The organism is Rhodocytophaga rosea (assembly GCF_010119975.1).
In the GTDB taxonomy this organism is placed as follows: Bacteria; Bacteroidota; Bacteroidia; order Cytophagales; family 172606-1; genus Rhodocytophaga; species Rhodocytophaga rosea.
The window spans coordinates 4,645,306-4,670,759 of the sequence record NZ_CP048222.1 but is presented as its reverse complement, the minus strand read 5'-3'; the positions used below and the strand labels follow the sequence as shown (position 1 = coordinate 4,670,759).

General features: G+C 41.5%; 21 protein-coding genes. 6 read left to right on the top strand and 15 right to left on the bottom strand.

All coding sequences use genetic code 11. The features are described 5' to 3' along the window. Window positions 1–132: 132 nt before the first annotated feature. The 4 genes from GXP67_RS19335 to GXP67_RS19320 all read left to right on the top strand — a co-directional run bounded on the left by GXP67_RS19335 (window position 133) and on the right by GXP67_RS19320 (window position 3,862). The gene (locus tag GXP67_RS19335; protein WP_394351979.1) at window positions 133–972 is read left to right on the top strand and encodes a 3-keto-disaccharide hydrolase; all 840 of its coding nucleotides are present in this window, start codon (window positions 133–135) and stop codon (window positions 970–972) included. Window positions 973–1,267: 295 nt separating this feature from the next. After that, window positions 1,268–1,654, top strand: coding sequence for an SRPBCC domain-containing protein (locus GXP67_RS19330; RefSeq protein ID WP_162444650.1), 387 nt, complete (start codon window positions 1,268–1,270; stop codon window positions 1,652–1,654). Window positions 1,655–1,760: 106 nt separating this feature from the next. Continuing rightward, window positions 1,761–2,330, top strand: a complete 570-nt coding sequence (locus tag GXP67_RS19325) for an L-threonylcarbamoyladenylate synthase (RefSeq protein ID WP_162444649.1) — start codon at window positions 1,761–1,763, stop codon at window positions 2,328–2,330. Window positions 2,331–2,440: 110 nt separating this feature from the next. Beyond that, on the top strand, window positions 2,441–3,862 hold the full coding sequence (locus tag GXP67_RS19320) for a CCA tRNA nucleotidyltransferase (RefSeq protein ID WP_162444648.1): 1,422 nt from the start codon (window positions 2,441–2,443) through the stop codon (window positions 3,860–3,862). Between the two features lie 96 nt (window positions 3,863–3,958). On the opposite strand, the gene GXP67_RS19315 is transcribed toward GXP67_RS19320, so the two are convergent. Further along, a complete protein-coding gene (locus tag GXP67_RS19315; protein WP_162444647.1) occupies window positions 3,959–5,251 on the bottom strand; it encodes an aminopeptidase P N-terminal domain-containing protein in 1,293 nt (430 codons plus the stop codon). Window positions 5,252–5,308: 57 nt separating this feature from the next. Between GXP67_RS19315 and GXP67_RS19310 the strand changes: the two genes are divergently transcribed. Continuing rightward, window positions 5,309–6,826, top strand: coding sequence for a S8 family serine peptidase (locus GXP67_RS19310; protein WP_162444646.1), 1,518 nt, complete (start codon window positions 5,309–5,311; stop codon window positions 6,824–6,826). Window positions 6,827–6,879: 53 nt separating this feature from the next. After that, window positions 6,880–7,932, top strand: coding sequence for a methyltransferase (locus GXP67_RS19305; protein WP_162444645.1), 1,053 nt, complete (start codon window positions 6,880–6,882; stop codon window positions 7,930–7,932). Between the two features lie 34 nt (window positions 7,933–7,966). On the opposite strand, the gene corA is transcribed toward GXP67_RS19305, so the two are convergent. The 14 genes from corA to mrdA form a co-directional block, all read right to left on the bottom strand. Then, a complete protein-coding gene (gene corA, locus GXP67_RS19300) occupies window positions 7,967–9,034 on the bottom strand; it encodes a magnesium/cobalt transporter CorA (RefSeq protein ID WP_162444644.1) in 1,068 nt (355 codons plus the stop codon). 212 nt (window positions 9,035–9,246) lie between these two features. Beyond that, complete coding sequence (rho, locus tag GXP67_RS19295; protein WP_162444643.1) at window positions 9,247–11,121, bottom strand: transcription termination factor Rho; 1,875 nt, start codon at window positions 11,119–11,121, stop codon at window positions 9,247–9,249. 597 nt (window positions 11,122–11,718) lie between these two features. Next, a complete protein-coding gene (locus tag GXP67_RS19290) occupies window positions 11,719–12,852 on the bottom strand; it encodes a mechanosensitive ion channel family protein (RefSeq protein WP_162444642.1) in 1,134 nt (377 codons plus the stop codon). 46 nt (window positions 12,853–12,898) lie between these two features. After that, entirely contained in the window at window positions 12,899–14,128 is a 1,230-nt protein-coding gene (locus tag GXP67_RS19285) for a Glu/Leu/Phe/Val dehydrogenase dimerization domain-containing protein (protein ID WP_162444641.1), read from the bottom strand. Between the two features lie 79 nt (window positions 14,129–14,207). Then, window positions 14,208–14,984, bottom strand: coding sequence for a Rossmann-like and DUF2520 domain-containing protein (locus GXP67_RS19280; RefSeq protein WP_162444640.1), 777 nt, complete (start codon window positions 14,982–14,984; stop codon window positions 14,208–14,210). A 129-nt stretch (window positions 14,985–15,113) separates the two neighbouring features. Continuing rightward, window positions 15,114–17,669, bottom strand: a complete 2,556-nt coding sequence (gene ccsA / locus GXP67_RS19275; protein WP_162444639.1) for a cytochrome c biogenesis protein CcsA — start codon at window positions 17,667–17,669, stop codon at window positions 15,114–15,116. Window positions 17,670–17,769: 100 nt separating this feature from the next. Then, the gene (locus tag GXP67_RS19270) at window positions 17,770–18,222 is read right to left on the bottom strand and encodes a cytochrome c maturation protein CcmE domain-containing protein (RefSeq protein ID WP_162444638.1); all 453 of its coding nucleotides are present in this window, start codon (window positions 18,220–18,222) and stop codon (window positions 17,770–17,772) included. Between the two features lie 8 nt (window positions 18,223–18,230). After that, the gene (locus GXP67_RS19265; RefSeq protein WP_162444637.1) at window positions 18,231–18,446 is read right to left on the bottom strand and encodes a CcmD family protein; all 216 of its coding nucleotides are present in this window, start codon (window positions 18,444–18,446) and stop codon (window positions 18,231–18,233) included. 63 nt (window positions 18,447–18,509) lie between these two features. Continuing rightward, window positions 18,510–19,193 carry a cytochrome c biogenesis protein gene (gene ccsA / locus GXP67_RS19260; protein WP_162444636.1) on the bottom strand — a complete coding sequence of 228 codons (684 nt, stop codon included), beginning with the start codon at window positions 19,191–19,193 and terminating at the stop codon, window positions 18,510–18,512. Between the two features lie 148 nt (window positions 19,194–19,341). Then, entirely contained in the window at window positions 19,342–20,016 is a 675-nt protein-coding gene (locus GXP67_RS19255) for a heme exporter protein CcmB (RefSeq protein ID WP_197901540.1), read from the bottom strand. A gap of 142 nt (window positions 20,017–20,158) precedes the next feature. Next, on the bottom strand, window positions 20,159–20,752 hold the full coding sequence (locus GXP67_RS19250) for a thioredoxin family protein (RefSeq protein ID WP_162444635.1): 594 nt from the start codon (window positions 20,750–20,752) through the stop codon (window positions 20,159–20,161). A gap of 49 nt (window positions 20,753–20,801) precedes the next feature. Further along, window positions 20,802–21,824: a D-alanine--D-alanine ligase gene (locus GXP67_RS19245; protein ID WP_162444634.1), complete on the bottom strand. Its 1,023-nt coding sequence runs from the start codon at window positions 21,822–21,824 to the stop codon at window positions 20,802–20,804. A 151-nt stretch (window positions 21,825–21,975) separates the two neighbouring features. Beyond that, window positions 21,976–23,262, bottom strand: a complete 1,287-nt coding sequence (rodA, locus tag GXP67_RS19240) for a rod shape-determining protein RodA (RefSeq protein WP_162444633.1) — start codon at window positions 23,260–23,262, stop codon at window positions 21,976–21,978. Between the two features lie 29 nt (window positions 23,263–23,291). Beyond that, complete coding sequence (gene mrdA, locus GXP67_RS19235) at window positions 23,292–25,253, bottom strand: penicillin-binding protein 2 (protein WP_162444632.1); 1,962 nt, start codon at window positions 25,251–25,253, stop codon at window positions 23,292–23,294. Window positions 25,254–25,454: the final 201 nt, after the last annotated feature.

Here is a 25,454-nt window from a genome sequence, read left to right as displayed (position 1 = left end):
CTGGATTGAAAGATTAAAATTTAGAAGCGTATATAGCATGTATAGCGGGAAATAAACTTCCCGCTATACTTTTTATAGCCTTATTTTTACATCATACACCCTTTCACCTATGAACTTTTTTCCCGCTCAAACCTGTTTTTCATCGGAGCCTTATTCTTAGTTAGCTGCCTGAATACTACTTCAAAAAAAACATCCTCAGATGGCTGGATTCAGTTGTTTAATGGAAAAGATCTGAAAGACTGGCAGGTTAAAATCAGAAACTATCCTCTGAATGAAAATTACGGCAATACTTTCCAGGTAGAAAATGGAGTCATGAAAGTAGATTACAGCCAGTATCAGAACTTTGATGAAAAGTTTGGGCATATTTTCTACAAACAGAAATATTCTTATTACCTGCTCTCTCTGGAATATAGGTTTACAGGCGAACAGGCCAAAGGTGGTCCGGGATGGGCGATCCGCAATAGTGGCGCTATGCTGCACTGCCAGCCACCTGCTACCATGGGCCTGGATCAGGATTTTCCCATTTCCATTGAAGTACAATTTCTGGGTGGCAATGGCAAAGACGAACGGCATACAGCCAATTTATGTACCCCCGGCACCAATGTAGTACTGAATGGCAAGCTATTTACGCCGCATTGTATTGACTCTAATTCTAAAACCTATCATGGCGACCAGTGGGTTCGGGCAGATGTGCTGGTATTAGGCGATTCTCTTGTGAAACATATCGTGGAAGGAGACACGGTATTGACGTACGAAAAACCCCAGATTGGTGGTGGCAATGTAAGTAGCCATGACCCGGCTGTTAAAATGGATGGCAAATTACTTACAGAAGGATACATTGCCCTGCAAAGCGAAAGCCATCCGGTAGAATTTCGCAGAGTAGAACTTTACAACCTGGAGAAGCAGTCAAAAAATACGGTTGCACTACAGGCAGCACTCACCGCTTTGCAGCAAAGAAAAAACCACCGCTGAGTCAGCTCAAAGGGTCATCTCATTCACGCCTGATTATTTCAAGTTACTTTTCTTCAGCTAAAACTGGTTCGTTCATTTACCAGAATTTACTACTTTTCCGCCCGGAAGTGATGAGCACTATTGCTCCAGGCAGGTATTACCTTACTTCGCAGAATTCTATCAAATGTGATCAGTAAACAGGTGTTATGTTTACATTCAGTGAACAATTTGCTACATACTTTTTTCCGGAGTAACAACATTTAAAAAATTGTATTTACTTCACCGAAAATTTCTGAGTAACCGGATTCCTAAGCTTATGAAAGATTTCAAACAGTATTACATTATACCAGCCACCCCGGAAGAAGTATACCTGGCTTTAACCCATCCGCTTACCCTGCAATTATGGACCGGCGACAAAGTAGAAATGTCTACAGAGCCAGGTTCGGAATTTTCGCTGTGGGATGGAAGTATTGTAGGCAGAAATCTGGAATTTGAAGAGGGCAAAAAGATTGTGCAGCAATGGTATTTTGGCGACCAGTCGGCAGAATCTATCGTCACCATTAAACTCCATCCGCATAAAAAAGGAACTTCCGTTGAATTGAGGCATACCAACATTCCCGATGAAGATTTTGCTGATATTACCGATGGCTGGAACCAGACTTATTTCGGCGCTTTACAGGAATTTTATGAGGAGGAAGATTGAATGTATAGACTTAAAAACTTTTTATTATCTAATATAATTTCGATCTGGTTCAATAAGTCAGATATATTTTTTAATCTTAGAATCTATTAATTTTATATTGCCATACATGACTGAAGAAATTAAAACAGCCTCAGAAGCCATTAAAAATGGAGAAGTAATTTTATATCCAACTGATACTGTCTGGGGCATGGGATGCGACGTACGTAACCAGCAAGCTGTTAATAAAATTTTATCTATAAAAAAGCGTCCTGCCAGTCAGCCTTTGGTAGTGATGATTGCTGAAATTGGCCAGTTATACGATTATGTGCAGAAAGTGCCCGACATTGCCTGGGACATTGTAGAATATGCCGAAAAACCACTGACAGTGATTTATCCGAAAGGAAAAAATGTAGCGCCGAACCTACTGGCCTCTGATGGAAGTATTGCGGTACAACTCAACCGGGATGAGTTTTGCCAGAAACTGATCCAAAAGTGTGGCAGAGCCATTACCTTTACTTCAGCCTGCCAGCACCTGCAACCCAAACCTGCTACCCTCCCCGACGTAGAAATCGATATAGTAAACGCCGTAGATCATGTAGTGAACCTGCCGGTAGTTGATAAAACTAAAAATACAGTCAGGCTTTCTACCATTATCAGGCTGGAACTTAACGGGCAAATAGCTTTCCTCCGGAAGTAAAATGTAGTATAATAGGCTATCCCGGAATTTGAAAAATGGGCTGAACCTGTGAAGTATTCAAAATATCTGTTTTACTTGCAGGTTCTTTTAATGAACAGACCAAGCATATCATGAATTTTGCAGAAACCCTCCAACGAAATCCGGTATTCGGGCTGGTTGCCGAAAGCGCCAGACAGCTCGGAGTGGAAGCTTATGTGATCGGAGGTTTTGTGCGGGATTTATTGCTGAGGCGGCCATCCAAAGATATTGATATTGTGTGTATTGGCAGTGGCATCGACCTGGCAAAACAAGTGGCTAAAAACAGCGACCGGGAAACCAATGTATCGTATTTCAAAAACTTCGGTACGGCCATGCTGCAACTGGACGAATGGGAGGTGGAATTTGTAGGAGCCCGTAAAGAATCGTATCAGCGTCATTCCCGCAAACCCATTGTGGAAGAAGGCACTGTATCAGATGACCAGAACCGCCGGGATTTTACTATTAATGCAATGGCGATCAGTTTGAATATAGCTGATTTTGGCGAACTGATTGATCCATTTAATGGCTTAAAAGACCTGCAGAAAAAAATTATCCGGACACCCTTAGAGCCTAAAATCACTTTTTCTGATGACCCCCTGCGTATGATGCGGGCCATCCGCTTTGCTTCCCAGCTTACGTTTGATATTGAGCCTGGCACCTTTGAAGCAATTGTGGAGGAAAAAGGCCGGATTGAAATAGTTTCGATGGAACGGATTATTGAGGAGCTGAATAAAATTATTCTTTCGCCGCTGCCTTCGTATGGATTTAAACTGCTCTATCATTCTGGCTTGCTCAAACTTATTTTTCCGGAAATGGTAGAACTTCAGGGAGTAGAAACCCTGGATGGCAAAGGCCATAAAGATAATTTTTATCATACCCTGCAGGTACTCGATAATGTAAGCAAGCATTCTCAGGATTTGTGGCTACGGTGGGCAGCTATTCTGCATGATATTGCCAAACCAGCCACTAAACGCTACGACAAGAAGGTAGGCTGGACATTTCATGGGCATGAAGACCTGGGAGCCAAAATGACTCCCCAATTATTTAAGCGCTTTAAACTGCCTTTGAATGAGAAAATGCGCTTTGTGCAGAAACTGGTCCGGCTGCATCTGAGGCCGATTGCGCTGGTGAAAGAAAATATTACCGATTCTGCCCTGCGCCGCCTGCTGTTTGAAGCTGGCGACGACCTGGAAGCGCTCATGCTGCTTTGCCGGGCAGATATTACCTCCAAAAACCACGACAAAGTAAAACGCTATATCCAGAACTTTGATAAGGTAGAACAAAAACTGCATGACCTGGAAGAAAAAGACAAACTCCGCAATTTCCAGCCGGTAATCACCGGAGAGATCATTATGGAAACCTTCGGACTAAAACCCTGCAAGGAAGTAGGTGAGATTAAATCTGTGTTACGGGAAGCTATTCTGGAAGGCCACATCCGCAATGAATACGAGGAAGCTTTTGCCTTTATGCTGGAAAACGGCCGGAAAATCGGACTTTCTCCAGTAAAGGAGTGAGGCTGTTTGCTCTCAGCACTAATTTTATGCACGCCACCCAGGTATTGATGTACAAAGCAGATATGTGAATCCACAGATGAAGGTGCACCAGGTATATTACTTACTATTCATTAACGCCTCAATTTCTTCGGCTTCAATCGGAATACTGGCCATCAGATCAATGTTGCCATCTTTTGTAATTAAAATATTATTCTCAAGACGGATTCCCAGAGATTCTTCCGGAATGTATATGCCAGGTTCGCAGGTAAACACCATTCCTGGCTCAAAGCGGCGGTATTTATTGCCCACATCGTGCACATCGAGGCCCAGAAAGTGTGAAGTGCCATGCATGAAATATTTTCTATACAAAGGCTTGTCCGGGTCCTGGTTTTTTACGGCAGTGGCATCGAGTAAGCCCAGGCCAATCAATTCCTTCTCCATTATTTTGCCTACTTCTTTGTGGTAGTCATCCCAGATATTGCCGGTCACCAGCAGTTGTGTAGCTTCTTTCATTACCCGTAATACGGCATTGTACACCTGCTTCTGCCTGGGTGTAAAACGTCCGTTCACAGGAATACTTCTGGTCATATCGGAGGCATAATTGGCATATTCGGCGGCCACATCCAATAACAATACATCGCCATCTTTACAAAACTGGTTATTCTCTATATAATGCAATACGCAGGCATTGGCACCGGAAGCAATAATCGGCGTATAAGCCGGACCTTTGGAACGATTCCGTAGAAATTCATGGTACAACTCTGCTTCAATCTCATATTCCATTACCCCTGGCTTTACAAAAGTGAGTAAGCGGCGGAAAGCTTTTTCGGTAATAGAACAGGCCGTTTTGATCAGTTCTACTTCTTTTTCTGATTTGATAGCCCGTAACTGGTGCATCAAAGGAGCTACCCGTTTATAGTCATGCAAAGGATAGTGTTCCTTCATAAAGCGGATAAACCTGGCCTCCCTGGTTTCTACTTCAATTACAGCCCTGGTATGCTCGTTAGAATTCAGATATACATATTCGCATTCCGTCATTAAGCCATGCAGAATTCTGGAAAAATCCTGTGCCCAGAAAATGGAAGTAATGCCTGAAGTCTCCATCCCCTCTTCCTTAGTGTATTTATGTCCTTCCCAGATGGCAATATGTTCGCTGGTTTCCCTTAAGAATAATATTTCCCTGTGTTTAGGCTCCTGGCTATCCGGAAACAACAGCAATATACTTTCTTCCTGATCTATGCCAGACAGATAAAATAAATCATTGTTCTGACGGAAACCCATGGTACCATCTGCGTTAGTAGGCATAATATCATTGGAATGAAATATAGCCATAGCGTGTGGTGGCAACAATTTGGCAAGGTTTTGCCGGTTCTGGATAAATAGCTCTTTTCCGATGGGCAGATATCTCATATTACGTATATTTACTTATGTTTCCCTATAAAATGCGTCTGTAAACGGCTGACAAATATGAAAAAAATTTATGTATTCTTACTGTTTTCGCTGTGGATTTGTGAATTGCAGGCACAAAACAAATACTGGATCGTATTCAAAGACAAACATCCGGCATTTACTTCAAATCTTACAAATCCATTTCTTTCGACTAAGCTTTTATTTACTGATATACCAGTTGATAAACCATATATTGATAGTTTGCAAAACAAGGGGATTACTCCTATTGTGATTTCTAAATGGCTCAATGCAGTATCCGCTTTTTTAGATGAGAGGCAAGTAAAACAGGCACAGCAATTTTCTTTTGTACAGGAACTGGTACCCATCAACCGCAACCTTATCATCAGTTCTGCTCCGGGTGCTGACTTTAAACCTGAATATTATAGCACAGTACTTTCTCAAATTGGGGCAGAAGCATTTGTGTTAAAAAACCTGAGTGGAAAAGGGGTAAAAGTAGGCGTAATTGATGTGGGTTTTTATGGAGTTACGGCCAATAAATCACTGCGCCACCTGATTACAGGAAATAAAATTGCAGATATCAAAGATTTTGTAAATCCTCAGAAAAGAGACCATTTCACTGACCTGGAAACTAATTCTGATTATCATGGGAACGAAGTATTGCAGATGATTGCCGGTTTTGAACCTGAAAAAAAGTTACAATACGGACTTGCGACCAACGCTACTTTTTACTTAGCCCGAACTGATCATGGCACCAGAGAAACCCGCAGCGAAGAAGACAACTGGATAGCCGCCATGGAACACATGGATAGTCTGGGAGTAAGGCTGATCAATACTTCCCTTGGATATGCCCTGGGTTTTACAGATTCTAAAGAAAATTACAAACCAGTAGAAATGGATGGCAAAACCAGTATGATCAGCCGGGCTACTCAGATTGCTACTGAAGAAAAAGGCATGCTCATTATAGTATCTGCCGGTAATGAAGGCGACGATCCCAACTGGAAAATTGTATCTACCCCAGCTGATGCAGAAGCCGTATTATCGGTGGGTTCTACTAAAGCAAAGTCTAAAGATAAGATTTCCTACAGCAGCATTGGCCCTGAATTTTTGAGCTATTTGAAACCTAATGTAACTTGTTTCTCCCCTTCCGGTACTTCTTTTTCTGCACCTGTTATTACCGGGTTTGCAGCCTGCCTGATGGAAGCGGCTCCGGAACTCACCAATAAACAACTTAAACACATTATAGAAAAATCAGGGCATTTGTATCCGTATGGCAATAATTATGTAGGCTATGGCGTACCCAATGCAGCTAAGGCGCTTCAATTGCTCAAAGATTCTACGCTTACACTCAACAAGATCACAACCATCCGCCAGAAAGGCACGGTATTTAATCTTGCTATGGAAAATGACAAGGTTGAACGAGCTGTCGTATTCCATAAGAAAAATCAGCATTTCGTCCTCAAACAGGAATTACTAGGTGTAACAAAAGGCAAACTTAGTTTCAAGCGGCACTCTGAAGAAACCAAAACTACCATTGATCTGGGAAATGAGATCATAGAAGTGTTCTGGGAGGAGTAAGGAAACCAGAAGCAGCTTACCTATTTTGCCTTATATTAATCTAACCTATTATTATGGAAACGTCACTCCTTGACCTTGCTCCCATCACCAGACACTTACGTGCCATGGCCAGTTCGCAGTTATTAATTGCTGGGGTGCATCACTTTCACATGTTTGAACACTTACAAAAAGAGCCTTGCTCTATAGAGGAGTTACAAGCGAAATTAGGATTAAAAGAACGGCCTGCGATGGTATTATTTCCGGCTCTTTGTGCCATGCAACTGCTCAATTTCAATACTGAAAATAAACTATATATTACTGAGATGGGCAAGCATCTCATTGAATCTACTCAACCCAATCTGATTTCCTATATAGGACTGGAAAAAGACAATGCAGGCGTATTAGAGATGACACAACTTCTGAAAAACGATGGCCCATTAGATGAGTCTGCATTAACCTATGTGAAAGAAGGAGATACCCCTTCTGTGATGGATGAAGAGGAAACAGCCAGGTTTTTTACTTTGGCGCTGGCAGGCAGAGCCCAATACTTATCACCTATTGTAGCCAGCAAATTACCACAGAAAAAAGCGTATTTGCTGGATGTAGGCGCTGGAACAGGTTTCTATACCTACGAATGGCTCCTGGCCAATCCTGAGGCTACCGCTACTATTTTTGACCGCCCTGCTGTATTAGCAGTAGCTAAAGAATTTCTGGATACCTTTTCCAAAAGCAACCGGAAAGGAGCTGCGGGTGTAAAGGAACGCATAAGCTTCCAGGCTGGTGATATGCTTATAGATGAATTACCTCAGGCAGATATCCTGTTAGCCGCCAGCGTATTTCACGATTGGCCTACTGAAACATGTATGGTATTGGCCAAACGTTTTGCTGATGTTATTCGTCCTGGAGGAGAGTTGTGGGTACACGATGCTTTTCTGAATGATAACTTAGACGGACCATTGGCTGTAACTGATTATTCGGGGATGCTTTTTATGCATACGAAAGGCCGGGCATATAGCCGTAAGGAGTATCGGAATTGGTTTTCACAGGCAGGTTTAACACCTACATCCGAAAATATCCCCACATTATTGGATTATGGATTAATCTCAGCCAGTAAATCGGCTTTGTAAGGCGACAACGCAACAGCTAGGTCCATGAAAAACGCTAAATCCATTTTTTCCGGCGGAACCACAGGAGCATGGCCAGGGCACTCAACAACATAATTCCAAGTACCACAAAATAGCTGTATTTCCACCGGAGTTCAGGCATAAAGTCGAAATTCATTCCATATACACCAGCGATAAAGGTGAGGGGCATAAAAATCGTGGAAATAATAGTGAGCACTTTTACCACATCATTAGTGCGATTGCTGATACTTGTCAGATAAATATCCAGTAAACTTCCCATCGAGTCCCTGTATGATTCGGTTGTATCAATCACCTGTATGGTATGATCGTAGGCATCCCGGATATATTTACGGGTTTCTTTGTGAATCAAAGGCGTTTCTTCCCGTTCCAGACTGCTGATTACTTCCCGCAGCGGCCAGACCGATTTGCGGATAAAAACCAGTTCCTGTTTGAGTTTGTAGAGCGTTTTGAGGGCATTTTCTGAAGGATGGCTTGTAATTTCATCTTCCAGTGCTTCTACCCTTTCTCCTATTTTTTCCAGTACCAGAAAATAATTATCTACAATGGTGTCGATTAATGAGTAAAAAAGAAAATCGGCATCTGAACGCCTGGTACGCCCACTGGCAGTTTCAAGTCTGGTTCGTATCGGATCAAATACATCGCCTTCCCGTTCTTCCTGCAATGAAATAACATAAGTATCACCAAGTACCATGCTTACCTGTTCGGCTTCTACTTCCAGAGTAGTTTTATTGTACCGCAGCATTTTCAGCACAACAAACACATATTTGTCGTAAAACTCGATTTTTGGACGGATCTGTGTATCCAGTACATCTTCCAGCAGCAAGGGATGCAGGTCATACTGTTCTCCCAGAGCTTTAATGATATCAATATTGTGTATACCATCTATATTAATCCAGCTAATATTTCTCGAAAATTTGCAAGCCAGACACTCCTCCAGCGTTGCTGCTATGAATTTTTTATACTCTTTTGCATTGTATTCAATAATAGTAATAGTAACGTCCTTCAGAGGTTTGTCGCCGGTATAGATCAGAGCACCCGGAGACTGGCCTACTTTTTTACTAATATTCTTCGATCGTTTACGCATACATTCAATTTTTACAATAATTTATTACGGGCCAATGGTCATTCATTCTGGCTTCAAGATGGTATGAATCTGTTACGAAAAATAAGAGAATTATTTTGCAAATCGAATCTTATTCAAAATACTGCCTGCACATTTACTGAGTTGCAGGCAATAAAAAAGCGGTGTGTTGAGCACCGCTTTTTTATAGTAACAATATTAATATTCTAAACAAATTACCTGTTCATTGATATCAGGAACTCTTCGTTATTGCGTGTACCTTTCATTTTATCAAGCAGGAACTCCATGGCTTCGTTGGAAGTCATGTCGGCCATATGTTTGCGCAGAATCCATACCCTGGAAAGTTCGTCTTCGTTGATCAGCAGGTCTTCTCTTCTGGTTCCGGAAGCAGGTACATCGATAGCCGGATAGATACGCTTGTTAGAAAGTTTGCGGTCGAGTTGCAGTTCCATATTACCAGTACCTTTGAATTCTTCAAAGATCACCTCATCCATCTTAGAACCGGTTTCAATTAGAGCTGTAGCAATAATGGTAAGCGAACCGCCATTTTCTACATTCCGGGCTGCGCCAAAAAAACGTTTAGGTTTATGTAAGGCATTGGCATCCACACCACCAGATAAAATTTTACCGGAGGAAGGAACCACGGTATTATAGGCACGGGCTAACCTGGTAATAGAATCAAGCAGAATTACTACATCATGGCCACATTCTACCATCCGTTTGGCTTTTTCCAGCACTATACTGGCAACTTTTACATGGCGTTCTGCCTGTTCATCGAACGTAGAAGAAATCACTTCTCCTTTTACACTGCGGGCCATATCAGTCACTTCTTCCGGACGTTCGTCTATCAGTAATACAATCAGGTATACTTCCGGATGATTTTCGGCAATGGCATTGGCTATTTGTTTGAGCAATACAGTTTTACCTGTTTTCGGCTGGGCCACAATCATACCTCTCTGGCCTTTTCCGATAGGCGCAAACAAATCCAGAATACGGGTAGAAAACTGGTCGTGCTTAGTGCTCAGGTTTAATCTTTCTTCAGGGAATAGTGGAGTGAGGTATTCAAAAGGAATGCGGTCGCGGATTTCTTCGGTAGTTTTACCATTGATAGTTTCTACCCGTAATAAAGCGAAGTATTTTTCGCCTTCTTTTGGCGGACGAATTTGTCCTTTTACCGTATCTCCGGTTTTTAAGCCGAATAATTTAATCTGCGATGGAGATACATAAATATCATCCGGACTGGCTAAGTAGTTATAATCTGCTGAACGAAGGAACCCATATCCATCCTGCATAATTTCCAGCACTCCTTCATTCTCGATCAGGCCATCAAATTCACGGACACTATAATTATTGTTTGGTTTGCGCTGATTGCTATTTTCGCGGTTATTATTATCCCGGTTGTTAATCTCACGATTATTATTTTCGCGGTTATTGTTGTCCCGATTGCTATTATCGCGGTTGCCAATATCCCGGTTTTCGCGTTCCCGGTTATTTTTATTATTATTATCCCGGTTGTTAATCTCACGATTAGGATTTTCGCGGTCGTTGCGGATATTTTCTCGTTCGCGAATTATAGGGGTTTGTGGATTAGTGGTGTTTTCGCGGTTTACAAATTCTTTGGGTTCGCGTTCCCGGAATTCTTTCTGCTCTACAATTTTCTCTGCAACAGGTTCGATAATTTCAGTTTCATATACCACAGGTGGTTCTTCTTCAAAAACCGGGGTTTCGATTACAGGCTCTGGTAATACTGGCGTTCCGTTGCCACCGTTGGCATGCAGGCCATTTATAAGGCTTAGTTGCTCAACAGGTACTTCTTTCACATTTTCGCGTTTTACGCGGTGTCTTCTTCTTTCTTCTTCGCCACCAGGTTTTTTTTCTTCTACAGGTACTGGTCTTTTTTCTTCTACGCGGGGACTTGCTTCGGCTACATCAGGGATGGTGGCAGCGTCTGGCATGATTGCCTGCTGGTCAAGAATTTTGTAGATCAATTCTTTCTTGGCGAATTTTCTGAAGTTTTTGACTCCTAATTTTTCAGCTATTTCCTTTAACTCAGAGAGGAGCCTCATATTTAAGTCTTCAATATTGTACATAAGTGGGGTAGTGTTGATTAATAAAAATGATGTATTCGCTGTGGGCGAATAAAAAGTTTGTTAAATTATTTTGTTTTGATGTTTGTAAGAAAAACAAATCCTAAGAGATGAAACAAATTGACGATAATATTCAAGTATGTTATATGCCGCAATGGATAGATGAATAGGTGGTAGACATCAAATCGCTAAAGCGGTAAACTGATCGTTTTACCTTTATCACTGGAATAAACTGGTATTAATTATAGCCGGAAAAACTTATTTCAAAAACGGATGTGGATATACCTTACTAGCAGAAGTAGCAAATATATACATTCTATCGTGAATTTCACAAATAATATGTTATTATTTCATACGGTTTGTGAATAAAATAGTTCGCAAACCACAAAAAATTATGGGATAAATATTATTTCACTTTTCGGGCATGTTGACAATATCAACACTTAAAAACAAATTATCTTTTAATCTCAAGCTCACTTTATTCCTGATATCTATACGGTCAAAATTTACTTCTGGCAGTAATTTACAACAAAATAAATAATCAGGTGTCGAATTTATAGTTTTTATATTTTGTAGTCTCCTTATGGAACCAGATATATATTAAAAAGTACTGGAAACAGACTTCGCTATCGGTTCTTGAATCACATGAATAGTACGGCTAGGAAAGGCAAATGATGCCTGATGCTTTTTTACTATTTCAATAATTTTGATATTTATCGCTTCCTTTACCTGGTTGTACTCACTAAAATCTACCGTTTCCACGAAAAAAAGCACCAGCACATTCAGCGAGCTTTCTCCAAAATCAGTGAACCGTACCTGACCTGGTTCGCTTTTGGTAAGATCATTGGCAGCAATGGCTTTTCTGATATCATCACAAATGGATTGCACGATAGCAGTGGGTGTTTGATAATCGAGCCCAATAGTAAATCTTGCTCTTCTAAACCGGCGTTGTGTCTGATTATCGAGCGGCTGATCTATCATCATTTTATTGGGAATGGTGAGAAAACTTTTGTCTAAGGTACGAATGCGTGTACTGCGGAAACCTACTTTTTCTACCGTTCCCTGAATGGTACCTACCTGCACAGTATCGCCAGCTACGAAAGGTTTATCCAGAAATATAGTGAACGAAGCAAACAAATTCTCCAGACTTTCTTTGGCCGCCAGTGCCACTGCCAGACCGCCAATACCCAACCCGGCGATGATCGAACCAATATCCAGGCTGAATAAAGCACCCAGGGCAAAGAAAAAAGCAAAAATGACCAGAAATACTTTAAATACTTCCTTCAGAAAAGGAATCAGTTGTTCGTTAAACCCGGAACCTTTACGCACTGCCCGCCTTGCCATTACCAGCATAAAGAAATTAAAGCAGTTCATCACCAGCCAGGTTACGGCAATAATAATGAGCAACTGATAGGTTTTAAGCAAAAACATCCGCAATCCGAATTGCCTGACAGATACCAGTTGCCATTGGGGCGGAAATACCAGGAAACTGAAAGCAGTATAAATTACGACCAGTGAAATAAACATTTCAACTGGCTGACGCATGAGTTTCAAAAAATCGGTAAGAGGCAGGTTTTCTGACTCCTTTTTCACAAGCCTGAATAAAATATTGCTTAGCAAAAGGGAGATCGCCCGTTTCAATAACAGGCCAAAAATCAGAATTCCAATGCACCACAAAATATTTTCAAGCCGGTTTCCCCAGAAACGCTGATTTAAATATTGTTCGAAGTTCATAGGGAGAAAAGATTGTATACGTTGATAAAATCCTCAAATTGTACATTTATACGAGCTGTTCGAGGGCAATTCTGAATAGTGTTTGTGCGATGCCATTTTTCTGCGGATTGTGATGGTGTGCCTGTTTTAAAGCATTCCCTATCGTTTGTGACACATCGGTAAAGATAGCCTCATCCGTAATTTCCGCCTGTGTATTCATCAGATACGCAAACACTCTGGCCATACCACAATTTGCCACAAAATCCGGGATGAGGGAAACTTGCCCATCTGCCAGTTCGGTGGTCGGGCCATAGAAAATTTCAGAATCATTAAACGGAACATTTGCCCCACAAGAAATCACCTCCAGGCCGTTTGAAGCCATTTGTTGTATTTGCCGGGCTGTAACCAGACGGGAAGCCGCTGCCGGAATAAATATATCAGCAGGCACGTTCCATATTTTTTCACTTATTTCCTCAAAAGGAATCAGATTTGGCTCATTTAGCTGGTTGCCGGTTTTGTTAAAAAATAATTGTTTGGCTGCTGCCAGATCCAGTCCTTTCTCGGAAACAATGCCTCCATTTCTGTCGATAATGCCTACAATTTTTACACCGTACTTTGCCAGATATAAGGTAGCTGCAGCGCCTACATTGCCCCATCCCTGAATAATCGCCCGTTTTTTAGAAATATCCCCGCCCCATATCGTATAATACTGCCGGACGGCCTCTGCTACGCCGAAGCCAGTAATCATATCTGCAACCCTATATTTTTTATGTCTGGAAGTAGGTGTATAATTCGTGTCTTCCAGCACCTTGGAAACACCCTGCCTCAGTTGTCCTAATTTTTTGATTTTTTGTGGTTCGGTTGCCCGGAAATGTCCGTTTACAATGCCTTCCTGCGGATGCCATAAGCCGTATTCTTCTGTAATGGGAATTACTTCGTGGATTTCATCTACATTCAGGTCGCCTCCGGTACCATAATAATTTTTCAGCAAAGGAAAAACAGCTTTGTACCACCTTTCCAATACGCCTTTTTTCCTGGGATCTGCCGGATCGAAATTAATTCCTGACTTCGCCCCTCCAATAGCCGGCCCTGAAACCGTAAACTTTACTTCCATGGTTTTTGCCAGCGATTCGACTTCCCGCTTATCCAGCCCTTTACGCATACGGGTACCTCCACCTGCTGCCCCGCCCCGCAATGAATTAATTACCACCCAGCCCTCCGCTTCAGTTTCCGGATCTTTCCATTCAAATACAATTTCAGGCTTTTTGTCCTCAAATTTCTTCAGCAGTTCTTTCATGCGGACTTATGATCTTATAGAAATTAGGTGCAAAATAAACATTTAAGTTATCGCACAAAATGCGAATACAGGGCTAATCTTACAGTTCGCGGCTTACTTTCTGAATATTCTGGCTGATGAGTTGGTAGATTTCCTTTTCTGCGGGAGAACGGCTGAGATAGTCCAGGTGGCTTTGCATGGTGCTAGTATCATTACGCACCGCAGGGCCTGTTTGTACACTTGCCGGATTTTCACCAGCTAAGGCTTTGTTAATTGTTTCTCTGATGAGTGGTTCAAGCAGGCTAAATTCCAGATTCTCCTGCAAGGTGATCTGATAAGCGATTGACAGGAGATGATTGGTAAAATTACAGGCGAATACAGCAGCCACATGCAATACTTTACGCTCAGCTGAACTTACCAGATAAACGGTGCGGCTTATATCCTGTGCCAGACTTACCAGAACTTCTTCCGTTTCCGGATTGGAAGCTTCAATGCAAAAAGGCACTTGCTGCATTTGTAAAGCCTTTGCCTTACTGAATGTTTGCAGCGGATAAAACACACCTGTATTTTCAAAAGCCGATAATAATTCTATGGGCAAGGTACCAGAGGTATGCACAAGTATGGCATGAACCGGCAATTGTAGCCGGGTCACCAGAGAAGCAATTGCCTGGTCAGGTACAGCAATAAAAAAAACATTTGCCTTGCTTCTGGAAAAATCTAAAGATTGAGTAGGTTCTGCATTATAGAGCTGGTCTGCGAGTTGTACAGCCGATTGTAAACGCCGGCTGTATACCTGTTGCACGGTATGTCCGGCACTATCCAGGGCTTGTGCCAGATGCCAGGCGACATTGCCAGCGCCTATAAACGTGATATTCATATCTTGTCTGGAAGCAGATTTTGGCAGATTATTTGATTTGTCTGAAACCAGGAGTTACCGGATTAAAATTATTTTTATTTTTAATCCGGTTAATCTTCCAATCCTGTAAATCCAGGTTCCAGACATACTTTATACTTCCATTCCTTTGTTGCGCATTTTGACAAATTCGCTGTAACGGCGAATAATAGCCAGTGTAAAACCAATCACTAATACAAATGTGCCTATCCAAAGCACATTGATTAATGGCTTTTCAAAGGCTTTCATAATAATATAATCCTTCTGAGTAGTGCTCACGCCAAATGTGAATTTGCCAGTATTGGGATCAATGTTATTAAAAGTGAGTTTTAAACCCAGGTCTTCAATGGTTTCTGGCACCCGGCCTACCATTCGGTCTTTAATCACATATACCGGATTTACTTCATAATCTTTGCCTTCACCCAATACCCGGATTTTCGCTTTTACGGCTGCATCATTCGAAGTAAGCACAATCCCTTCTACTTCTGATGCCCGTACAACATTATCGAGCACGGCTACATAGTCGTTTATAAAGAAAGTATCCTGCAGGCTCACAATATGTTCTTCCATTTCACTCCAGTCTTTTTCAGCACTGGGGTCGGGAGTAGCGTTAACATACGTGTATAAATCGCTGCCAAGGCTTCTTTTAATATCAGGTGAAGGCGCAATGCCATTCATCTGTTCATTGATCTGGACCCTCGGATACAAATTGAATATTCTGCCTTTATCGTCCCGGTATTCTACTTCATAGTAGGTATTTTCAGGATACGTTTCCAGGGTATCGCCTTTTTTGAAATAGGTTTTGCCCTCATATACAATATCCTCTTTGGCTACTGAGCGGTACTCCACATCGCCGGGCAATAATAATTCTTTGTGAATATACCCTGGCATATTGCGTACGTCTATTCGTCTGCCCCGGTAGGTTACCCAATACTCATTCATACGGGTAGGTTTATTCAGCCAGAGCAATGTATTTTCTTTGTTCTCTTTGTCATTGTCTTTTTTGAAGGTTTCATCATTAGAGATCATCAACCCAGATGTATTAAGTGAAACTACCTCAGAATAGCCGGAAGAGAACAAAATACCAATCAGCATCATGGCAACCCCAATATGAGCAATGGCACCTCCGGAAAGTTTGTAATTGTTTTTAGCTACTTTCCACAGAATTTTAGCATTGGCCGCTACTGAAAACACAGAAGTGGTAAGCAGCACAATATATATCAGATTATCTACCCCAGCCAGCACAATAAACAGCGCAGAAACTAGCAATGTAACCAGCAATGGCGTTGTGAGAGAATTGAGCAGCGTTTTTTTATCGATTTTTTGCCACCAGAAAAACTGGCCAATCGCAGAAAGTATGGTAATAACCACAGCAAACCATAACTGGAATTTAGTATAATGGCTGATCTGGTCGGCTGGCGGCGCCAGGTTCGAAAGAAAACCGAATGATTCAATAATAGAATTATAAACCGGAATGGAAGTAGAAGCCAGCACCTGGAAAGCGGCTAGACACAAGGTAGTGGCTCCGATAAATATCCAGAATTCCCTGGAATAGGTAGAAACCTCTTTTTCATCGGAAGGAATATTTTTCCATTTCACCACACTCAGCACAATAGACCCTATGGTGAAAGTAAGCAGATAAATTAACAACTGTCCGGATAAGCCTAAATCTGTGAAGGAGTGAACGGAAGCATTGCCCAGGATACCGCTTCTGGTGAGAAAAGTGGCATATAATACCAGCACAAAGGATGCAATCGCTAATACCACTGATGTACGTAAAGCGGTGCCGCTTTTCTTATAAGTGATCATGGTGTGGATCGTAGCCACCAGCACCAGCCATGGGATGTATACCGCATTTTCTACCGGGTCCCAGTTCCAGTATCCACCAAAATTCAAGGTTTCATACGCCCAATAGGCACCCATCAGAATACCTACGCCCAGCACTACTGCCGAAAACAAAGCCCAAGGTAATGCCGGACGAATCCATTCAGCAAATTTATTTTTCCATAAACCGGCAATACAATAGGCAAACGGGATAAGTGTTGTAGCAAATCCTAAGAATAAAGTTGGAGGGTGAATCACCATCCAGTAGTTCTGCAAGAGTGGATTGAGTCCGTTACCATCTTCAGGCACAAAATTCGGATTAGAAGCAAATATGGGTGCATCCTGCATGGCATCACGCAGCAAAATAAAAGGAGAACTCCCAATCTTAATATCCAGGCCTGGAATTACCACACCCAGAATCATAGAAGCCAGAAATCCCTGTACCAAGGCAAAAATCACCATTACAGGTGCTTCCCACGCTTTATTGGTATGAATCAGGATGATACCCAGCAAAGCATTCCAGAATATCCACAGCAGAAAACTTCCCTCCTGCCCTTCCCAGAAACAGGAAATAATATAGTGTGAAGGCAAACTACGCGAGGAATGGCTCCAGGCATAGTGGTACTCAAAATAATGATTGCTGATGATGAAATACAAACTAACAATCACACCCAGTACAGCGGCCAGGTGTGTGTAAAAAGTAATTCTTCCTAAACGATACCAGGAGGCAGCGGCTAGTTCGGGTACCCGTGCGGCCTGAAAATAGGAATAGGTAGCAACTAAGGCGGTAACAAAGGTAATGATGATAAATAAATGTCCTAAGTTACCGATGAATGTATGAACCATTAGAGATGGGTTGTTAATTAAAATTTATTTCAATACTTCCGGCACAGCCAGATGTTTTCTTATTCATCCTGCCTATCAGCAGTTCTACAATCTTCTTCCGTTACGATCCCAGTTGTGCTTTCGCCTGCTCATTCTTTGCACCATCTACTTTGATTTCATTTTCCTGGTACTTGGAAGGGCATTTCATCAGAATTTTGTCAGCAACAAAGCGATCATTTTGCATACTACCGATGATCACAATCTGCTCAGAGCGTTCAAAATCCTGAGGTTTAGGGCTGCTGTAAATAACTTCCCTTTCTTCATTATTCTGGTCAATAAGGCGAAATGAGAAATAATTCGGATCTATCTGCGGCTGATATTGCATACCTATGATCTCACCGGTATTTCCTTTTTTAAGTGTTCCTACTACGTGAACTTTTTTATCCTTTCCATCAGCTGCTAATTCAGCTGCTTCTTTAAAGGAAACATACGAACTGGCATCTCCGGCTGTAGAAACAATTACAGCAATAGCTACAGCAATAATAACAATTCCGAAAATATGTGCTTTTTTCATATCAGATTTTATTCATTTTCATTTCTGGATTCCTTTTCAAGTTTGCTGATTTTGGTATCTAACCGTATTAGGTATAACAAAATTCCGAGCAAAATAATGCTAACAACGGCCACAACTACGTAAATTTTTCCATCGCTTCTCAACTGGTCTGCCATTTCAATCTGTTGCTGGGCCTGAAGGTTTAAAGAGAATAAGGTCAATACAAAGGCCAATATTTTTCTCATCGATCACATTATTATTATAGTTACTAGCAAATTAATTACCTTCTGAAAAACGGTGCTAACTATTTACGCCTGAACTTGCCGGTGCAACGTCTCTTCGCTCCTGCGTTGTAATTTTTTCAAACGCACACTCAGTTGCGTGATCCATACGGACAATAATCCCCAGCCAATCACAGCCGGGTAGAATACCATCCGCATTCTGCTATCCAGATCATAGCTGCTAAAGCCAGGATTACCTCCATTACCAGGATGCAAAGAATCGGTAAGCCTGGGCAGAATAAACAGCAAAGGAACAAGGGTAGCAAATGCAAAAATATTGTAAATAGCAGAAATCCGTGCCCGCTGCTGCTCATCTTCCAGAGAACCTCTCAATACCAGATAAGCCATATAAATAAGCATGGCAATAGCCGCTCCGTTTAATTTGGGATCATTCACCCACCAGGCACCCCAGGTAAATCTGGCCCAGGCCATCCCGGTAGCCAGTCCTAGCATACCAAATAAAATACCGGTGTGCGCGGCATATACGGCCATATCGTCTGATTCTATAGAAGGTTTTTGCAGATACTTGATGGAGTAAAATACTGAGATACCCAGGATCAGGAGCATTCCAAACCACATAGGCACATGAAAATATAAGTTCCGGATGCTTTCGTTAAGAATAGCCAGACGGGGAACTTCCATTAAAAAACCGGCTATTACTGTATAGAGCAATAAAACAATACAAATCATTTTCCACCAGGCGGCTTTCATAGGTGTGTTATTTATGTAATGGACCGGCCAAAAATAAGGATTTGGCCAAGCTTGTTATATAGAAAAATATAGTTTTTTTCCTCCGAATGCTTATAATTAGAATGAATATAATGCAATATTGAACTGGTTATAAGCATAGCAGCAAATGTTAGCTTCTCCAAAGATACGGAAACAGAATGTAAGATAGTGTACTTACAATCAGATTAATCGATGCAAGGGTGAGTATTTCGTCGCTACTGGCTGCCCTTTCAAGCCCATCCATTGCATTTTTGGAAACTTTCATCAACATTAACAGCATCGGTATAATTACCGGAAAACTTAAAATGGCCATCAGTACACTATTATTTCCTGCTTTTGAAGCAATTCCGGAAACCATCGTAAGCGTAGTAGAGAAACCAGCAGCGCCTAATAAAATAGTGAGTACAAACAAAAAATGATCTTCCACCGGATTGTCCAGCATCAGCGAATAAAACCCATATCCCACCAGTGACAATACAACCATCAGTATAGCATTGTACACAATCTTCGACAGAATAATTCCCTGCGGACTCACCAAGGTATAATAATACAAAAACCGTCCGTAACGCTCCTGCACAAAACTTTTAGCTACTGCATTTACAGCCGCAAATAACAGAATGATCCAGTACAAAGCATTCCAGGTAGGTTTTTCAATGCCGCCAGCACTCAAGCTAAAACTCATGTAACAGATCAGCACCGTACTGATTACGTAGAGTAGCATGCCATTTAAAGCGTAGCGTTGCCGCCATTCCAGTACGATTTCTTTCCGGATCAATGCCTGAACTTCCTTAATTAACTGCCTCATGAATAAGATGCAAGTTACACTGGAGATGGCAGATTCAGAGGCGAAGAGGTATATTTTTGTTGGTTTTAAGATATATTTTTATAAATATCTCCCAGCTAAATAATTTTTTCCTGCCTATTTATAGAGGTGTAGTTATAAGCAATCAGAGAATCGCAGCGCTGGGTGACTGACTATTACTGGCAGGCTTCCATTTAATGCTGCAGCCAATGCTAGGCTTCTGAAACGGGCTTACCTGTTCTCCCAGAAGTACATGATCTAAGGCATTCCGGATGTCTTGTCCGGTGAGAGAAATACCATTGCTAGGCCTTGAATCGTCTAACTGACCTCTGTACACAAGTTGCATATCTTTATCAAAAATATAAAAGTCGGGTGTACAGGCGGCATCATAGGCTATGGCTACTTCCTGCGTTTCGTCATAGAGATATGGAAAGGGATACTTATTTGTAATGGCCACTTTTTTCATCTGCTCTGGGCCATCATCTGGATAGCGGCTTACATCATTAGAGCTAATGGCTACAAAGGTTACTCCTTTGGGAATATAGTCTTCTGCCAGACGTACCAGTTCCGGCTGCACATGCTTTACATAGGGGCAATGGTTGCAGATGAACATAATAACCGTAGCTATATCCGATCTGATTTGTTGCAGTTGAATAAGATTACCAGAAACAGTATCCTGAATTTTAAAATCAGGTGCGACTGTTCCTAATGGCAGCATATGTGAGGTGATGGCAGGCATATTAAAGTGGTTTGTGTTGGTAAAACAGATTGTAAAGATACAAGTCAGCCTACTTATTGTAAAGCTTTCTGTTCCGGATTGTGTCTAAGCCCTCCCGGAAAGACATAAACGGAATACCTTCTTTATGATTACGGATACTGATCTCAAACAGGTTATTCCAGTGCGAAAATAAATGTTTATAGGCACTTACAATAGACATTTGCGGATCATAAATATGTGCAGGTTCTGAATTGGCACCATTCAGCTCTAAGATCTTAATATTTTTTCCGGCATATAAATCTTCCAGGCTAGGTACCCGGAGATCATAACGGCCAAAGTAGAAACCAGAAATCTGCTTACTTATCTGGTCAAATACAGATAATAAGTCAGGTGTGATCAGATGATTGGCATTCAGAAAAGTAGTCCCCCGGCAATGATTTCCGATACTCACCAGTTCTTTCTTTTTATGTTCCGGCAATATGATGTGTAACTCATCTTTGTATAAATGCAGAAGCGTATCTTCATAATACCGGGTACGCTTGGAATGATGGAATAATTCGGCAAGCGTAGACTTGCCATCACCTACCACAGACAGAAATTCTTTTTGCACCATAGAAGTGATCTTTCCCTTTGCTTGTCCGGGCAAACGGCTGTACATCACACCAAATTCCAGAGGATAATCTATGTATTCCTGTACGATCAGTTTACCCTGGTTTTGAGAAAGATACAGGATAAGTTCTTCTTTGGTATGAATCTTTTCCACTTTCCATCCTCTTTCGCCTACATCTGGTTTCACAATGAGCGGAAACAGGAAATTTTCTTCAATGGTATGGGCAACAGTAGAAACATTATCAGCCGTAAGTTCCAGAATCTGAGTTTGTGGAATAAATTTGCCTGGTAGATGCTTGAGTACATTTGATTTAGAATAGCCACAAAAGCCGCCCATTTCCATTAAAGGATTTGCCGCACTAAAAAATACCAGAGACCGTGCACGTATACCCAGCCAGAGCCAGTAAAAATAAACCGGAAAGTAAAAAAGCCAGAAAGGTAAAAATTCCCATTTACTCAAACGCAGCCAGAAACTTCTTTGCATACTTACACATTCATTCGCTAACGGTCAAAGGTAAATAAAGCTACGCAACCAGAGTTATTATTGTTTTTCAATATCTCACGAAAAGTAAAAAGCCGCTTTACAGCGGCCTTTATACTAAAACTATTTGTTTAACACTCAATTATTCATTCGATCAATATCTGGCTCCCATCTGGCTGCGGTGTGCATCCAGTTTCAAAAAGATGAACAGCAGTATAGAGAAAGACCATAAAGATGAACCACCATAACTAAAGAAGGGCAGCGGAATACCAATTACCGGAAGTAAGCCAATCGCCATCCCGATATTTACCATAAAATGGAAGAAAATGATTGAAGCCACAGCGTAGCCATAAATACGGGCAAAACGGTCTTTCTGCCTTTCAGCCAGGAAGATCAGCCGGCAAAGCAGCCCAATGAATAAACTAATCACCAGCAGACTACCTACCCATCCATGCTCCTCAGCTATGGTACAAAAAATAAAGTCAGTACTTTGTTCGGGAACGAAATCAAACTTAGTCTGGGTACCATCCAAAAATCCTTTTCCGGTAAGTCCACCGGAGCCAATGGCAATTTTAGATTGGGTAACCTGCCAGCCTACACCACTGTGGAATTTAGGATTATCTGGGTCAAACAAAACCATGATCCTGGCGCTCTGGTGAGGCTGTAATACGTCATTCACAAAATATTCTACACCCACGGCTACACCTGCTATCATCGCACTTCCGCCTACGACTAATAAAACGTTTTTGACGGTTTTACGGGGAAGCAGGGCAATGATAATAAGCATTATTGCACCAATTCCGAGCAACAAAAAAAGCTGAGGTACCACCAGTGCCATAATAAATACAAATAGCCCAAAAGCACCCATAATCAAAACCCATTGCGACAAACCTTCCCGGTACAGCACAAATATAAATGCACCAAATACCATAGTAGAACCAGTGTCATTTTGCATCAGAATCAGAATGGCTGGAACACCAATAATAGCAGCACAGGTAAGTTGTGTACGAAGGTTATCGAACTTTATAGTCACTCGTCCTAAATATTTTGCTAATGCCAGGGAAGTGGCAAATTTGGCAAATTCCGAAGGCTGGATACGGATGCTGCCTATCTCAAACCAAGATTTTGCACCGTTTACATCTCTTGCCAGAAATAATACACCAAACAAGGCAATCAGTATTACGCCATAAATGATGTAGGCAAAGAATTCATAGAACTTAAAATCTATAACCAGGATAACAATAATGATAAAAAGCGTACAACCTATCCAAACCAGCTGGCGGCCGGAGTTAATACTAAAACTAAATATATTCTGTTTGGCTTCTACATCGTATACGGCAGCAAAAATATTGAGCCAGCCCAGAATTACACAAGTGCTGAATAAAAGCACTGTCAGCCAGTCTAAGTTTGTAGATATCTTTTCGTTTCTGTCTCCGTACATCTTATTGCCTAAAAATAAATAGTTGAATCTTATTGTCTGGATGGCTTTACATCTCTCACCAGAATAGAATCTCCGGCTGGTTTTGCTTCTATAACTTTTTTTACTGTTTTAACAGTAGTAGTAATGGTACTATCCGTTTTAGCCATTAGTATAGGAGGTTTGGGTGCTATAGGAGCCGGCATAAAATTCTTTTCCAGAATGAATTTCTCCAGATACTCTCTTCTCTTGCCAATTTTGCCTTTGATGTATTTCTCCATAATGAGGGAAGCAATAGGAGCCGCTATAACCCCGCCAAAACCAGCATTCTCTACATACACCGCAATAGCAATCTTTGGATTGTCTTTTGGTGCGAACGCTATGAACACAGAGTGGTCTTTCCCTTTTTTATTTTCTGAAGTACCAGTCTTTCCGCACACGATGATACTGTCAATTCTGGCCAGTCCTGCTGTACCCGCCCGAACCACATCTTCCATACCACTGATTACTACGTTAAAATGGGTACTATCTACGCCTACATAATTACGAGTAGTATACTTAGGGTCTATTTTACCATCTCTGCCAATAGATTTTACCAGGTGAGGCGTGAGATAATAGCCTCTGTTAGCAATAATGGCGGCCAGATTTGCCATTTGTAAGGGTACTACGCCCAATTCACCTTCTCCAATAGCCATCGAATACCAGTTAGAGAACTTCCAGCTTCCTTTTCCATATACCCTGTTAAAAAAGGAAGTATCCGGTACAAAACCGCGTTTTTCATTGGGAAGATCAATGCCCAGTGTCCGCCCGAAACCAAATTTATTAACAGCTGCCCTCCAACGCATTAAACCTCTCTCTGAATCTTTAAAGGTATTTCCTGTTTCATTGTGGTAAATATACTGGCGGAAAGCCTGGTAGAAATATACGTTACAAGAATATTGAATCGCATTGTGTAATCCATTATGAAGCCCAGAGTGATGGTGACAAGCCATAGGTCCCACATCTGGCAAGCGAACCGTAGGATTAATAGAACCTTGCTGTAACCCAACCAGCGATTGCACCAGCTTAAAAATAGAACCCGGTCTGTATACGGCCTGAATCGGACGGTTATACAAAGGAATCAATGGATCTTTTTGCAAAGGGCCAAAATTAACAGGGAATTCACGGCCGGTCAGCATATTAGGGTCATAGGATGGGTTGGATACCATGGTAAGTATTTCACCAGTAGAAGGCTCAATAGCTACGATACTCCCTATCTTATTTATCATCAGCGATTCTGCATACTGCTGAATATCAATATTAACACTGGAAATGAGGTTTTCGCCTGCTACAGAAGCAGTGTCCATAGAGCCACTCTTGAATGAGCCTTTCTCTACCCCCCGCACATTAACAAGTACATATTTTACTCCCCTTTTGCCCCGAAGTTCTTCTTCATAGTTTGACTCTATACCACTGATGCCAATATAATCGCCTTGCTTATAATAATTTTGTCCGGGAGATTCCAGCTTTTTCTTGCTGATCTCCCCGATATAGCCTAATGTATTGGCCATTAACTTTCTAGGATACGAACGGATCGTACGGGCAGTGGCATAAAAACCAGGATATTCAATCAGGCCACCTTGTATTCTGGCAAAATCTATATTAGATACTTGTTTCAGGAAAGGATAAGGTTTAACAGAAGAATAGGCCCTAGATGCCCTGGCTACCCTCATAACAGAATCAAGGCCATTTTTGGTCAGGCCCATCAACTGGCAAAAAGCAAGCGTATCTGCAATCCTTACTTTTTTGGGGATCATCATAATGTCATACACCGGGGAATTGATCACGATAAGCTTGCCATTGCGGTCATAAATCTGGCCTCTGTGCGGATACTGCACTACCTTGAGCAATACGTTCTTCTCAGCTTTCGAACTATAATCATCGGCTACAACCTGCAAAAAGAAAAGCCTGGCCAGGAATACCAGGCCTACCGCTATAAAAATACCTTGAACAACGTATTGTCTTCCTTCTTTCATTGGTCAGCAGATTGGGTAGTATGAATCAATTTGGCAGTGAAGCTCGCAAAGGAACTTGAAATATAAATTTCCGGAGGTTTTTAGTGAAAATATGTTACGAATCAGCCTTATCAAATTATACATCAAAAGTCCAAATTAGTTACCACATACACAACAAGGTTTTTCAAAAAAAAGATTCTTTTTTCGCGTTTCTATGTATGT

Coding starts and splice junctions, on each gene's coding strand:
- GXP67_RS19330 (WP_162444650.1), top strand. CDS start 1,268: ATGAAAGATTTCAAACAGTATTACATTATACCAGCCACCCCGGAAGAA.
- GXP67_RS19325 (WP_162444649.1), top strand. CDS start 1,761: ATGACTGAAGAAATTAAAACAGCCTCAGAAGCCATTAAAAATGGAGAA.
- GXP67_RS19320 (WP_162444648.1), top strand. CDS start 2,441: ATGAATTTTGCAGAAACCCTCCAACGAAATCCGGTATTCGGGCTGGTT.
- GXP67_RS19315 (WP_162444647.1), bottom strand. CDS start 5,251: ATGAGATATCTGCCCATCGGAAAAGAGCTATTTATCCAGAACCGGCAA.
- GXP67_RS19310 (WP_162444646.1), top strand. CDS start 5,309: ATGAAAAAAATTTATGTATTCTTACTGTTTTCGCTGTGGATTTGTGAA.
- GXP67_RS19305 (WP_162444645.1), top strand. CDS start 6,880: ATGGAAACGTCACTCCTTGACCTTGCTCCCATCACCAGACACTTACGT.
- corA (WP_162444644.1), bottom strand. CDS start 9,034: ATGCGTAAACGATCGAAGAATATTAGTAAAAAAGTAGGCCAGTCTCCG.
- rho (WP_162444643.1), bottom strand. CDS start 11,121: ATGTACAATATTGAAGACTTAAATATGAGGCTCCTCTCTGAGTTAAAG.
- GXP67_RS19290 (WP_162444642.1), bottom strand. CDS start 12,852: ATGAACTTCGAACAATATTTAAATCAGCGTTTCTGGGGAAACCGGCTT.
- GXP67_RS19285 (WP_162444641.1), bottom strand. CDS start 14,128: ATGAAAGAACTGCTGAAGAAATTTGAGGACAAAAAGCCTGAAATTGTA.
- GXP67_RS19280 (WP_162444640.1), bottom strand. CDS start 14,984: ATGAATATCACGTTTATAGGCGCTGGCAATGTCGCCTGGCATCTGGCA.
- ccsA (WP_162444639.1), bottom strand. CDS start 17,669: ATGGTTCATACATTCATCGGTAACTTAGGACATTTATTTATCATCATT.
- GXP67_RS19270 (WP_162444638.1), bottom strand. CDS start 18,222: ATGAAAAAAGCACATATTTTCGGAATTGTTATTATTGCTGTAGCTATT.
- GXP67_RS19265 (WP_162444637.1), bottom strand. CDS start 18,446: ATGAGAAAAATATTGGCCTTTGTATTGACCTTATTCTCTTTAAACCTT.
- ccsA (WP_162444636.1), bottom strand. CDS start 19,193: ATGAAAGCCGCCTGGTGGAAAATGATTTGTATTGTTTTATTGCTCTAT.
- GXP67_RS19255 (WP_197901540.1), bottom strand. CDS start 20,016: ATGAGGCAGTTAATTAAGGAAGTTCAGGCATTGATCCGGAAAGAAATC.
- GXP67_RS19250 (WP_162444635.1), bottom strand. CDS start 20,752: ATGCCTGCCATCACCTCACATATGCTGCCATTAGGAACAGTCGCACCT.
- GXP67_RS19245 (WP_162444634.1), bottom strand. CDS start 21,824: ATGCAAAGAAGTTTCTGGCTGCGTTTGAGTAAATGGGAATTTTTACCT.
- rodA (WP_162444633.1), bottom strand. CDS start 23,262: ATGTACGGAGACAGAAACGAAAAGATATCTACAAACTTAGACTGGCTG.
- mrdA (WP_162444632.1), bottom strand. CDS start 25,253: ATGAAAGAAGGAAGACAATACGTTGTTCAAGGTATTTTTATAGCGGTA.